The sequence below is a fragment of the Hymenobacter aerilatus genome, from assembly GCF_022921095.1.
In the GTDB taxonomy this organism is placed as follows: domain Bacteria; phylum Bacteroidota; class Bacteroidia; order Cytophagales; family Hymenobacteraceae; genus Hymenobacter; species Hymenobacter aerilatus.
The window spans coordinates 1,656,247-1,669,398 of the sequence record NZ_CP095053.1 but is presented as its reverse complement, the minus strand read 5'-3'; the positions used below and the strand labels follow the sequence as shown (position 1 = coordinate 1,669,398).

Annotated in this window: 9 protein-coding genes; 7 read left to right on the top strand and 2 right to left on the bottom strand. The window is 59.0% G+C overall.

Translation table 11 applies throughout. The features are described 5' to 3' along the window. The first annotated feature begins 70 nt into the window (after window positions 1-70). The 7 genes from hemF to MUN82_RS06990 all read left to right on the top strand — a co-directional run bounded on the left by hemF (window position 71) and on the right by MUN82_RS06990 (window position 11,797). The gene (hemF, locus tag MUN82_RS07020; RefSeq protein ID WP_262922846.1) at window positions 71-1,036 is read left to right on the top strand and encodes an oxygen-dependent coproporphyrinogen oxidase; all 966 of its coding nucleotides are present in this window, start codon (window positions 71-73) and stop codon (window positions 1,034-1,036) included. Continuing rightward, window positions 1,029-1,616 carry a phosphatase PAP2 family protein gene (locus tag MUN82_RS07015; protein ID WP_245096144.1) on the top strand — a complete coding sequence of 196 codons (588 nt, stop codon included), beginning with the start codon at window positions 1,029-1,031 and terminating at the stop codon, window positions 1,614-1,616. Before hemF ends, MUN82_RS07015 begins: the two co-directional genes overlap by 8 nt. Window positions 1,617-1,755: 139 nt before the next feature. Next, window positions 1,756-4,947, top strand: coding sequence for a glycoside hydrolase family 92 protein (locus MUN82_RS07010; protein ID WP_245096143.1), 3,192 nt, complete (start codon window positions 1,756-1,758; stop codon window positions 4,945-4,947). A gap of 190 nt (window positions 4,948-5,137) precedes the next feature. Beyond that, a complete protein-coding gene (locus MUN82_RS07005; protein WP_245096141.1) occupies window positions 5,138-6,907 on the top strand; it encodes a class I mannose-6-phosphate isomerase in 1,770 nt (589 codons plus the stop codon). 160 nt (window positions 6,908-7,067) lie between these two features. After that, window positions 7,068-7,868: a DeoR/GlpR family DNA-binding transcription regulator gene (locus MUN82_RS07000; RefSeq protein WP_245096139.1), complete on the top strand. Its 801-nt coding sequence runs from the start codon at window positions 7,068-7,070 to the stop codon at window positions 7,866-7,868. Window positions 7,869-7,981: 113 nt separating this feature from the next. Continuing rightward, window positions 7,982-9,358, top strand: coding sequence for a sugar porter family MFS transporter (locus tag MUN82_RS06995; protein WP_245096137.1), 1,377 nt, complete (start codon window positions 7,982-7,984; stop codon window positions 9,356-9,358). A 63-nt stretch (window positions 9,359-9,421) separates the two neighbouring features. After that, window positions 9,422-11,797 carry a GH92 family glycosyl hydrolase gene (locus tag MUN82_RS06990; RefSeq protein WP_245096136.1) on the top strand — a complete coding sequence of 792 codons (2,376 nt, stop codon included), beginning with the start codon at window positions 9,422-9,424 and terminating at the stop codon, window positions 11,795-11,797. Window positions 11,798-11,863: 66 nt separating this feature from the next. Here MUN82_RS06990 and MUN82_RS06985 read toward each other — a convergent pair whose 3' ends face one another. Continuing rightward, a complete protein-coding gene (locus tag MUN82_RS06985) occupies window positions 11,864-12,454 on the bottom strand; it encodes a riboflavin synthase (RefSeq protein ID WP_245096134.1) in 591 nt (196 codons plus the stop codon). Between the two features lie 22 nt (window positions 12,455-12,476). Then, window positions 12,477-13,142 (bottom strand): hypothetical protein, encoded by a 666-nt coding sequence (locus tag MUN82_RS06980; RefSeq protein WP_245096132.1) that lies wholly within the window; start codon window positions 13,140-13,142, stop codon window positions 12,477-12,479. Window positions 13,143-13,152 lie beyond the last annotated feature (10 nt).

Here is a 13,152-nt window from a genome sequence, read left to right as displayed (position 1 = left end):
ACGTATTTTTGCACCTTCGGCCCCGGCGCTCCGGCGTGGCGGCTTTCTTCTAGCTACATCTACTGCGCTTTTGTCTGCTACTCCCACCTCTCCGTCTACCCCTGCTCCGTCCGCCTTCCGCGCTACCGTAGAAAGCTGGATGCGTGACTTTCAAGACCGTCTCTGCCAACAGCTAGAGCAGGCCGATGGCACCGGCAAGTTCCTGACCGATGCCTGGCAGCACCACCAGAGCGGCGGCGGCCGCACCCGCGTGCTCACCGAGGGTACGGTGCTGGAAAAAGCCGGCGTGGCGTTTTCGGCGGTGGCAGGCGAGATGAGTGCCCAGGCGGCCCAACTGCTGCACATGCCCAACCCGGCGTTTTTCGCCACAGGCGTGTCGGTGGTACTGCACCCACGCAGCCCCAGAGTACCCATTGCCCACATGAACGTGCGCTATTTTGAGGCCGGCGACGGGCAGGCGTGGTTTGGCGGCGGGCTGGACCTGACCCCGATTTACGTGGACGAGGCGCAGGCCCGCTGGTTTCACGAACAAATTCAGGCCGTGTGCCAGCGCCACGATGTGGCCTACTACCCTCGCTTCAAGCAGTGGGCCGACGACTACTTCTTCCTACCCCACCGTCAGGAAACCCGCGGCGTAGGCGGCATTTTCTTCGACCGCCTCACAGTGGGCAAAGATGGCTCGGCGGAAGCGCTGTTTGCGTTTGTGCAGGACGTGGGCAATCTGTTTGGTCCTACCTACACGGAGCTGATGCGCCGCAACCAGCCCCTACCCTTCGGCGAAGCCGAAAAGCAATGGCAGTTGGTGCGCCGCGCCCGCTACGCCGAGTTCAACCTGGCCTTCGACCGGGGCACGCGCTTTGGACTGGAAACCGGGGGCCGCACCGAGAGCATACTGATGAGTATGCCGCCCCGTGCCGAGTGGCACTACAACCGCGTGCCCGCGCCCGGCTCGCCGGAGGCCGCTACCCTGGCCTGGCTGCGCAAGGGCGTCGATTGGGTTTCTACTACCACTGCAACATCTCCTACCCTTGCTTGAGCAGCTACGCGCCCTGGACCGGTGGCTGATCATCGCCATCAACCTGCACCACTCGCCCGCGCTGGACAAGTGGATGGTGTTTTTCTCGGAGCGCTTGGTGTGGTTTCCGGCCTATGCGGTGATGCTGGTGGTGCTGGGCTACCTCTACCAACGCCGGGCCCTGCTACTGCTGCCGCTGCTGGGCCTGAGCGTGGCGCTGGCCGATGTGATTTCCAGCCGTTTCTTTAAACCCTACTTTGCCCGCCTGCGTCCCTGCCACGACCCGCAGGTATCGACTACGCTGAATCTGGTGAACGGCTGCGGCGGTCAGTTCGGATTTTTGTCGTCGCACGCGGCCAACGCCTTTGCTCTGGTCATCTTCCTGTGGCTGGTGCTGCCGACGCGCTACCGCCTGGCCAAGTGGCTCACGCTGGCGTGGGCTGTGGTGGTATCCTACAGCCGCATCTACCTGGGCGCCCACTACCCTTCCGACGTACTGGCTGGTGCCACGCTAGGCAGCCTCACGGCTTGGGGCTGCGCTGAGTTGTATAAATGGGGCGCTGCCCGCTGGTGGCCGCAGACAACTTCCCGCATGCAGTAGCGCGCCAGAGCGCATCAGCCGCCCTTTCACGGTGCAGTCTGCTACTCACTTGTCGAAAAGTCTGGTGAGTATCAGTCCTATCCTATTTGTTTCCTTCCGATTCTGCCTATCTTCTGCCCGTTCTTTTGGCACGATAGGCATGATGAAAACACTTTTTGGGCTATTGCTGCTGTTGAGCCTAGTGGCCTCCTCCCACGCGCAGCAGCCGGAGCGCGTGCTCTGGCAAGTGGGTAAAGCGGATCAATCGGGGGCGGAGTTTGCGCTGGCGCCGGCGGGCTTTCGCAAGTTTGTGGGCCAGGATTTTGGCTACGAAGACAAGTGTTTTTTCATTGGGGCGTCAAAAGAGAAGCGGGACTTCCCCTACGTATTGCCAGGGCCGGTAGACACGTGGGGCGGCACTTGGAGCACCGCTGGCTGGCGTACCAATCAGGTGAATCTGCTGTTTTCCCTGAAAAAGCTGCCCGTAGCGGGTAACTACAAACTCGTCATTCGATTAGCCGACTATGCTAAAACGTTTTTGCCCCTGCTGCATGTCAGCATCAACGGGCAGGAAGAACGAATACAATTGACCGCCGCAGGGTACGATGTGCGCCAACAGCGGCGGCCCAAACTAACCGAAAGTCCCGTTGATACGGCCTCTATCAGCGGCAATCTGGCAAAGGCTACCCCCAAAGTCATCGAAATTCCGCTGGATAAAGGCGTCCTGCAAATAGGTGGCAACCAGGTGACTATCACCGTCACGGAAGGTTCCTGGATTCTTTTCGATCAGGTGAGCTTGCTTGGCCCGGCGGGTGTGACGGTGCAACGTCCCCAACAGCTTTTCGTGCGCTCCGTCATGCCTGCTTCATACGAGTTGGCCGCCGATGGGCAGCGCCGGCAGCCCTTGCTCGTGAGTGTGCAGCACGTGACGGGCATGCCTACCCTGAGCGTGCAGCTGGATAAGCAGACCATTTTTAGTGAGTCTGTAGAAAAGGGTGCGTACGAGTTTGAGGCGCTGATGCCCGCCGTAACCGTCCCTACCCAAAGTCGCTACGCTATCCTGGCAAACGGGAAAGTGGTGCAGCAGGGCGTGGTGCAGCGCGCACTGCAAAAAGAGCAAACCCTGACCGACTACGTGGATACGCGCATGGGTACGGCCCACTCTCGGTGGATGATTGCGCCGGGACCGTGGATGCCCTTTAGCATGGTGAAGATGAGCCCCGACAACCAGAATGGCGGTTGGCAGGCGGGCTACCAGCCTACCTACGAAAGCGTGGGCACCTTCAGCCATATCCACGAGTGGACCATGGCCGGCCTCGGCGTATTTGCCACCAACGGCAAGCTACGAACTAAGATAGGCGACGAGTTGCGGTCGGAGTCGGGCTACCGCTCGCGTATCGACAAGAAAACGGAACAGGCGCCTATTGGCTACTACGCGGTGCAATTGGCCGATTATGGTATCAAGGCGGAAGTCACGGCTACTACCCGCTGCGGGTTCGAGCGGTTCACGTTTCCCGCCGACCGCGACAGCGCCCGCGTGCTGCTTGATTTTCACATTCCCTCGGAGTATGACTATCAGTTGAAGGATGTTCAGGTGAAGCAGGTGAGTCCCTACCGTCTCGAAGGGAGTATCCACCAATTTTCGGGCGGCGTGTGGAGCCACGACGCAGACCAGGACTACACGCTGCATTTTGTAGTCGAGTTCGATCAGCCCATGAAGCGGCTGGGTGGCTGGCGCAACAACCAGGTGCAGTACGGCACCACCCTCACTGGCAAAGATTTAAAAGACGCCGGCTTATTTGCCGAGTTTGAGGCCAAGCAGCATCCCGTGGTGCAGGTACGGTCCAGCATTTCCTTGGTGAGCGTTGCCAATGCCGCCCAAAATCTGCAAACTGAAGTAACTACGCCGTTTGGCTGGCGCTTTGAGGCTGTACGCCAGCATCAACTCGATACGTGGAATGAGCTGCTTAATCGCGTGCAGATCACCACCACCAACCGGCTGGAAAAGACTCGGTTTTACAACGCCCTGTACCGGTCTATTTGCAGCCGCAATACTTGGAGCGACACCAACGGCGACTGGCGCGGCACCGATGGCCAGGTGCATCGCCTACCCCACCCCGCCGACGACGTGGCCCTGGGCTGCGACGCTTTTTGGAATACCTTCTGGAATCTGAACCAGGTCTGGAACCTCATCACGCCCGAGTGGAGCAGCCGCTGGGTACGGTCGCAACTAGCGCTCTACGACGCTTACGGCTGGCTGGCGAAGGGCCCGGCCGGCATGAACTACGTGCCGGTGATGGTGGCCGAGCATGAAATTCCGCAGATGGTGGCTGCCTACCAAATGGGCATCCGCGACTTCGACGCCAATAAAGTGCTGGCGGCGGCAGTAAAAATGCAGACTACCCCGGCCCAAAAAGTTTTCACGGGCTTTGCCGGCAACCGCGACCTGGTGGCCTACGAGCGTTACCACTACGTACCCTCCGACAAAGGCCGCTTCTCCAACTCGCTGGAGTACTCTTTTGACGATTGGACGGTAGGACAACTGGCTAAATCGCTCAACCAACCGGCTTTCTACCAGAAATTTAATGACCGCGGTTATTGGTGGCAAAACACAATAGACAGCGCCGGCTACAGCCACACGAAGCTCAGCAACGGCACCTGGACGAAGGCCTTTGACCCGTTCCGTAGCGGTGCTAACGAGGAATACGTTGAGGGCAACGCCTGGCAGCTCACGTTCTTTGTACCCCAGGATGTACCTGCGTTGATCAAACGAGTGGGTAGGCAAACCTTTATCGACCGGCTGGAATGGGGCTTCCGCGAAAGTGAGCCGTGGCGCTACAATGGCATGAACGACCAGTACTGGAACTACCCCGTGGTGCAGGGCAACCAGCAGTCGATGCACTTTGCCTTTTTGTTCAACTGGGCCGGCCAGCCATGGTCTACCCAGAAGTGGAGCCGCTCGATTCTAGAGCGCTACTACGGCTACGGAGTTGGCAATGCCTACCTCGGCGACGAGGACCAAGGCCAGATGAGCGCATGGCTGGTGATGGCCGCCATGGGCCTGTTTCAGACCGACGGCGGCACCAGTGCCACGCCCGTCTACGAAATTGGTAGCCCACTCTACGAAAAGGTGGAAATTGACCTGGGTCAGCGTTTCGGGAGGGGCGGTAAGTTCACTATTGAGGCGAAGGGTGCCTCCCGCCGTAACCTCTACGTGCAGGCGGCTACGCTCAACGGCAAGCCGTTGCAGTCCTTCCAATTCCCGGCGGCAGAATTGCTGAAAGGAGGCTCTCTAGTTCTCGTAATGGGTCCGCAACCCAATAAACAATGGGGAGTAACGCCGGCTAAATGAGCGTTATCTGCTAAAACAAACAAGTTATTTTGATCGTTTACTACCAAAACGATCATATTATTCTTAATATAGCAGCGACAAAATCACCGCTAACCAGTCGGCCACGGTAGTCGACACGCGGTGATATTGGGCCACGCATCCATTCTAAGGATGTGATGCGCGGCCTGCACTTCCCTGTTGCTGCCTTTCTATGCGCTCTTCCAATTACGATAAATTTCCCTTTGTACCAGTAACAGCGAAGCCCGACGCTTGCCAAATCGGGTGGTCGGCTATTGCCGGCGCGTTGCGGGTAGCGCTACCAACGGAGCCCACTGCTCCCAACCAACCCATTGTGCTAGCCGTAGAGTGCTACCCCGGCACCAACCTGCAACAGCTGCAACAAGAGCTGGCGCAGGCCCTGCAACCGGCGCAGCTGATAATAGCCGACGACCTCTACCGCTCCCCCGCCGATATCGATGCCCTGGTGGCAGGCCCACTCACCGACGACCCCGTTTTTGGTCGGCTCAATGGCCTGACAGTAGCCGACTTTTTTGATTCGGAGAAGCTGCAAGAAGCGCAAGCGACGCTAGCTTCGGCGGCCGGGCAGTTGGTAGTAGTACTAGGCACTGGCGCCACGCTGGTGTGCCCTACCCCCGCTGTGCTGGTCTACGCCGATTTGGCCCGCTGGGAAATTCAACTCCGGCAGCGGCGCGGTGAGGTGGCCAACCTAGGCAGCGCCAACTTCGCCGAAAAAGCTAGCCTGAAATACAAGCGCGCCTTCTTCGTGGATTGGCGGGCCGCCGACCGCTTGAAAAAGCAAGCCCTACCCCGCGCCGACTTCTTGCTGGATACCAACGACCCCGCCACTCCCAAGCTCATCCGTGAGGAAGACCTGCGGGCCGGGCTGGCCGCTACTGTGCGGCGGCCGTTTCGGGTGGTGCCGTTTTTTGACCCTGGGGTGTGGGGCGGACAGTGGCTGCGCGAGGTGTGCGACCTACCCGACGGCCCGCCCAACTACGCTTGGGGCTTCGACTGCGTACCCGAGGAGAACTCACTGCTGCTGGGTTTTGGCGAGGCGCGCGTAGAAATTCCGAGCATTGATCTGGTGTTTGCTCACCCCCGCGAGCTGCTGGGCGAGGCCGTGCACGGGCGCTTCGGCACAGAGTTTCCCATCCGCTTCGACTTTCTGGATACCATGGGCGGCGGCAACCTCTCGCTGCAAGTGCACCCACTCACGGAGTACGCCTTCGATAAGTTCGGGCTGGCCTACACCCAAGACGAGAGCTACTACATGCTGGATGCCGAGCCGGGTGCCGCGGTGTACCTGGGCTTGAAGGAAAACGCCGATTTTCCGCAGATGCTGGCCGATTTGCAACGCGCCCAGGACGACCCCGCGGCCCCGTTTCCGGCCGCGGAGTACGTCAATGAGTTTCTGGCCCGCAAGCACGACCACTTCCTGATTCCGGCGGGCACCATTCACTGCTCGGGCGCGAATTCGATGGTGCTGGAAATTTCGGCTACGCCCTACATTTTCACCTTCAAGCTCTGGGATTGGGGCCGCCTGGGTCTCGATGGCCAGCCACGCCCTATCCACCTCACCCATGGTGCGGCCAACGTGCAGCCCGACCGCACTACCACATGGGTAGAGCAGAACCTGGTGAACTGCATAGAGCCCGTGGCCAGCGGCGCAGGCTGGCGCGAGGAGCGCACCGGCCTGCACGAGCGCGAGTTCATCGAGACGCGCCGCCACTGGTTTACGGATGTAGTGCCCCACCACACCCACGGTGGCGTGCAGGTGCTCAACTTGGTGGAGGGCGCCGAGGCTATTGTAGAAAGCCCCAGCGGTGACTTCGAGCCCTTTGTAGTGCACTACGCCGAGACGTTTATCGTGCCCGCGGCGGTAGGCGCTTACACTATTCGCCCCCACGGCGCGGCGGTCGGCACAGAGTGCGCTACCCTGAAAGCCTACGTGCGGACGTAGCAAACCGCTTAGGTTGCACCTACGCGTCTAGTGACGGAAGTAGCAGCCTGGCCGTTGTTGCCCGCACTTCGTGCGAACTCTACCAACGGCCTCCAGGAAACAGTGAAAAGTGAATCCCCTACATTCACAACTTCACTTTTCACAACTTCACAATTTCATCGTGTCTGACCTTTTAACTTCCGACAACGCCGCCACCCCCCGCGCCCAAACCATTGTCGAAAAGCTGCTGCACACCGGCACCGTAGCCGTGGAGGAGCTGGCAACCGAGTTTGGCGTTTCCGTGGCCACCATCCGCCGCGACCTGACGGAACTAGAGCAGCAGGGCTGGCTGCGGCGTACCCACGGCGGTGCGGTGCCGCGGGAGCCCCTACTCTACGAGCCATTCCGCTACAATTCCAGCTTTCACGAGCAGATCGACCGCAACCTTTCGGAGAAGCGGCGTATCGGCTTGGCGGCCGCCGCCCTCATCCAACCCGGCGAAATGATTTCTCTCACGGCTGGCACCACCACCACGCAAGTAACACGCAGTCTACGGCCGGGCGCCAACGTGACGGTCATCACCAACACCGTGAACGTGGCCATGGAACTCAGCCACCGCAACGACGTGCGCGTGTTCGTGACGGGCGGTTTTCTGACAGGTAGCTGGTTTTCGCTGGTAGGCCCCGCCACTACACAGGCGCTCAGTCAATTCTTTGTGGATAAGCTGTTTATCGGTGTGAATGGCATTGATGCTGAAAAGGGCCTCACCTCGCTCCACCCCGAAGAAGCCTCCGTCATTCAGGTGATGGTGCGCCAGGCCAAGCAATGCATTGTGGTGGCCGACCACACCAAGCTCGGCACGGTGGCCACGTCGCTGATCTGCCCCGCCACGAAGGTGCACCAACTCATCACCGACACGGGCGCCACCGAAGCGCAACTAGCACCCTTCCGTGCGCTGGGTATCGATGTGCTGCTGGCCTGATGCCCCCGGCCAAATAGGTTGGCTCCTACCGGTCCTACCCCCACGCCAAAAGGGGTAGGCGGCGCGCTATCCATTTTACTCTGATTACTACCCTTTTAGTTATATCTCCTACCATGCTCCCACCCGCTGCCCCTAGTTCTCCCCCCCGCACTGCCGCAGCCGGCCCGGCTGGTAGCGCCAGCTACGTATATCTCATTGCGACCGTGGCAGCGCTGGGCGGTCTGCTATTTGGGTTCGACACGGCCATCATCAACGGCGCCCTGGTTTTTCTGAAAAAGGATTTCGGCCTGACCGACTCGCAAACCGAGCTGGCGGCTAGCGCCATCCTGTTTGGCGCAGTGGCAGGCGCCGCCGTAGCCGGCTGGCTCACCGACCGCTACGGGCGGCGACGTTTGCTATTTGGGGCCGCGCTGCTGTTTACACTTTCGGCGCTGGCGGCGGCGATACCGCGCACGCTCACCGAGTTTGTGGTGGCGCGGCTGGCGGGTGGTCTTGCCATTGGGGTAGCCTCGCTGCTGGTGCCACTCTACATTGCCGAAATTTCCCCGGCGCACATTCGCGGCAAGCTGGTCACGCTGAATCAGTTGGCTATTGTCACGGGTATTTTGCTGGCATACGTGGCTAGCTACTACCTAGCCGACTTAGGGCTGGCGTCGTGGCGGTGGATGTTTGCGTCGGCAGCGGCGCCTTCGGTTCTGTTTATGGGTACGCTGCTGCTGGTGCCCGAAAGTCCGCGCTGGCTACTAGGCCAGGGCCGCGAGGCCGAAGCGCTGGGCACACTCACCCGTTTGAATGGCCCGGTAGCCGCGGCGGCCGAGGCTGAAGAAATTCAGGCTGCCTTAGTTGCCGAGCAAGGCGAAGCGGCTGACCTGTACCAGCCACGCCTGCGCCAGCCGCTGCGCATTGCGGTGGTACTGGCTGTGCTACAACAAATTACCGGCATCAATACTATTCTCTACTACGGCTCCGTCATCTTCACTGAGTACAACGGGCAGAGCGCCGCCTCGGCCATTGGGGCCAATGCCTTGATTGGGGGCATCAACTTCGTGGGCACCGTAATAGCTCTATTCGTTATCGACCGGGTAGGGCGCAAGCCGCTGCTGCTGTTTGCCTCGGGTGGCATGGCGCTGGCGCTGGGCGCGCTGGTGGTGGCCTTGCAACTGCACGCGCCGGGCCCGCTATTGCTCGGGCTGATTATGCTCTACGTGGCCTGCTTCGCGGTGGGCCTGGGGCCGGGCGTGTGGGTGGTCATCACCGAAATTTTTCCTAATGCTGTACGCGGCCGGGCCGCCTCACTGGCTACGGTTGCCCTCTGGATAGCCTGCACACTAATTTCCTACACCTTCCTATCGTTGGTAAATGCTGCGGGCTTAGCCGGTGCTTTCGGACTCTACGCGGTGCTGTCGGCCTTCACCTTCTTCTTCGTGTGGCGGTCCGTGCCCGAAACCAAAGGCCGCACCCTAGAAGAAATCGAGCGCAGCTGGCAATAGTCAATAGACCGTCCTACTGTTCGGTGACCTCCTGCACAATCTCTCTTACTACTTCTTTTTTATATGAAACTGTCTTTCTCCGCTGGCGTCTTGCCTTTGGCGTTGCTGTTGACGGTAAGCGAAGCCAGCGCGCAAAACGTGCTGAAATACGTGAATCCCAACATCGGCACGGCGCATAGCCGGTGGTTTTTCTACACCCCGGCGGCTGTGCCCTACGGCATGGCCAAGCTGGCTCCCTCCACCAACGGCCACTACGGCAATAAGTCGGGCTGGGAAGCCGTAGGCTACGACACCCGCCAAAACTCCATCGAAGGCTTTGTGCACTTCCACGAGTGGCAGGTAGGCGGCGTGAGCTTCATGCCCACCACGGGGGAGTTAAAAGTGAAACCCGGCGAGCTGGACAAGCCCGACAGCGGCTACCGTTCCCGCTTCGACCGCAAAAACCAGGTGGCCGAGCCGGGCTACTACAAGGTGTTGCTCGATGACTACAACATCACGGCCGAGCTGACGGCCACCAAGCGGGTAGGCTTTCATCGCTACACCTTCCCCAAAAACGACCAGGCCCACATCATCCTCGACATCGGCAACACGCAGGGCGAGAGCGGCGAGGTGACCGATGCCAGCATCCGGATGGTGGACGCCACGCACGTGGAGGGCTTCGTAAAAACCTACCCCAAGTACGTAAAAACCTACGACCCTCAGGGGCAGGTGAACATGTACTTCTTTGGCGAAATCAGCAAAAAACCGGCGAGCGTGGAGGCTTTCACGGCCGCAGGCACGCAGGGCAAGAAAAACGAAGCCACCGGCAAAGGCGCTGGCTTGGTGCTGAACTACCAGACTACTGCGCAGGAAAAAGTTGAGTTGAAGGTAGGCCTTTCCTACACCTCCATTGCCAATGCAAAAGCTAACCTGCAAGCCGAAGCCCGTACTCTCACCTTCGACCAGGCCCGCACTGCCGCCCAGGCTACCTGGCAACGCGAGCTAGGCAAACTGGCGGTAGAAGGCCCTAATGAGCAAGACAAGACCAAGTTCTACACCGGCCTGTTCCATGCCCTACTAGGGCGCGGCATTGCTAGCGACGTGAACGGCGACTACCCCAAGCACGCTGGCCAGGTAGGCAAGCTAGTAACCACTGGCCGCGGCCCCAAGCCCGAGTTCATCAACACCGACGCTATCTGGGGTGGCTACTGGAACCTCACGCAGCTCTGGGCGCTTTCCTACCCCGAGTGGTACGGTAGCTTCGTGAACACCCAGCTGCAACTGTACCGCGACCGGGGCTGGTTTGCCGATGGCCTAGCCAACAGCCAGTACGTATCGGGGGTAGGCACCAACTTCGTGGGGCTGGCTGTTGCGGCCGCCTACCAAACCGGCATCCGCAACTACGACGTGAACCTAGCTTACCAGGCCGTGCGCGCCAACGAGCTGAACTACCGCAACCGCCCCTTCGGCTCAGGCAAGATGGACGTGAAGGCCTTCACGCAGTACGGCTACGTGCCGTTCAAGGAGGAGTATAAGGAGTACAAAGGCGAGTGGTACAAAACCGATTCGACGGGCGCCTATTTCTCCAATTCGCACACCCTAGAGTATAGCTACAGCGCCTTCGCAGCCGCGCAAATGGCAAAATCTCTGGGTAAGAAGTCTGATTACGAGCAGCTACTCAAGCTTTCCAACGGCTGGCAAAAAATCCTGCACCCGCAGAGCAAACTGATGCAGCCCAAGCTGGCCAATGGCTCGTTTGCGGGCAACTTCAAGCCCTACGAGCCCTGGCGCGGTTTCCAGGAGGGCAACGCCATGCAGTACACCTTTTACGTGCCGCAAAACCCTGCTGGTTTGATTGACGCCATGGGCCGTGAGACGTTCAACAACCGCCTCGATAGCATCTTCACGGCCTCGGCCAAAACGGACTTTGGAGGCGGCAAGGAAATCGACGCGTTTGCCGGCGTCAATGCCATCTACAACCACGGCAACCAGCCTTGCCTGCACATCAGCTGGCTGTTCAACTTCTCGGGCAAGCCCTGGCTCACGCAGAAGTGGACTCGCCAGATCTGCAACGACTTTTACGGCACCGAACCTATCCACGGCTATGGCTACGGGCAGGACGAGGACCAAGGACAGTTGGGTTCGTGGTACGTCATCACGGCGCTGGGCTTGTTTGATGTGAAGGGCTTCACCGACGCGCGCCCCATCGTGCAGCTAGGTAGCCCCCTCTTCAGCAAAGCCACCATCCAACTCGGCAACCAGAAGAAGCTGGTTATCGAAACCAAAAACACTTCTAAAGAAAACGTGTATGTGCAGTCAGCGGAGCTGAATGGCAAGCCGCTCAATAACTGCTGGCTGTACCGCGATGAGCTGATGCAAGGCGGCAAGCTGGTGTTCACGATGGGCAGCCAGCCCAACAAAACCTGGGGCACCAAGACCCCGCCACCCTCGGCGCAGTAAGGCCTTCCTACCCTTGCGCAGGGCATCCGCGGCCTACGCTCAACTGAGCGTAGGCCGCGTTGTTTTTTACCGGCCCAGCAGCTTTGCCACGTACTTGCCCACGATGTCGAACTCCAGGTTCACCCGGTCGCCGGGGCGCAGGTCCTGGAAGGTAGTGTGCTCGTAGGTGTAGGGAATGATGGCCACCGAAAAGCCGTCGTCGGTAGAGTCAAAGCACGTGAGACTGGTGCCGTTGATGCAGATGGAGCCCTTTTCGACGGTGACGCGGCCGGGACCGGGCGCGTGGCGGAAGCGGTAGCGCCAGCTGCCATTTTGGTCCTCCACCGACTCGCATTCAGCCGTCAGGTCCACGTGGCCCTGCACGATGTGGCCGTCGAAGCGGCCGTTGGCGGAGAGGCAGCGCTCCAGATTCACGCGGCGGCCGGGCTGCCAGTTGGCCAGGTTGGTTTTTTGCAGCGTCTCATCGATGGCCGTCACGGTGTGCGTGCCGGCCGCGGCGTCCACAGCCACCACCGTCAGGCACACGCCGTCGTGCGCCACGCTCTGGTCGATTTGCAGCTCGCCGGCAAAGGGCGACGCCACAGTGAAATGAATATTAGAGGCTTCGCGCCGCACGGCGGCAATGGTGCCCAGGGCTTCAATGATTCCGGTAAACACGTTAGTTGGAACAGCTTATTTTTTAACGAATAATTCGAAAATCGGTGGTTAGCATTTCCAAGAACTTCGTATTGACGACGTCATCTGGACTACCATCTAGGTTATTGAGTAATACCAACAAAATTCCTTCATCATTACCGCTCCACGCCACAACTTGATACGAAGTACTCTTCTTTTTATTTTTTAATTCAGTCGCTTTTCCTTTTAAAATTTTACCGTCTGCGAGCTTTATCGTGCATGTTTTGTCCTGACGCTTGTGTCCTGCTGCTACCTCTTCTTTGCTAAGCTCATCCAACATGAAATCGATAAGTTTAGCAGGGTCAAATGCTTCGTATTGCTGCACTAACAAGCCTGACCCTAGTGCGTTCATTACAACTATCTGCTGAATGTTTCCTTCCAAAGTGGTTTTAGAAGCAGACACAGACCGCGGCATCTGGAAGCTAATCCAATCATCGTGATAAGTACGCGTATCATTCTCGCGCAACTCAATCTTTATCACCTCTCCCCCGGCAGTCTTATATTGTATTGCCTGCCCTGCCGACAACGGGTAGGGTTTTTCATTGAGTAACAATTGATAATCAGCGGGCGAATTCAATTCTTTTTTTGAGTTAGCTACTTGGGCACTAGCAAATTGACATGCGCTAACCAACAGCCCAAGCCCAAGGAAAACCCTATGATAAACATTCATAGATAATGCC

Coding starts and splice junctions, on each gene's coding strand:
- MUN82_RS07010 (WP_245096143.1), top strand. CDS start 1,756: ATGATGAAAACACTTTTTGGGCTATTGCTGCTGTTGAGCCTAGTGGCC.
- MUN82_RS06995 (WP_245096137.1), top strand. CDS start 7,982: ATGCTCCCACCCGCTGCCCCTAGTTCTCCCCCCCGCACTGCCGCAGCC.
- MUN82_RS06990 (WP_245096136.1), top strand. CDS start 9,422: ATGAAACTGTCTTTCTCCGCTGGCGTCTTGCCTTTGGCGTTGCTGTTG.
- MUN82_RS07005 (WP_245096141.1), top strand. CDS start 5,138: ATGCGCTCTTCCAATTACGATAAATTTCCCTTTGTACCAGTAACAGCG.
- MUN82_RS06980 (WP_245096132.1), bottom strand. CDS start 13,142: ATGAATGTTTATCATAGGGTTTTCCTTGGGCTTGGGCTGTTGGTTAGC.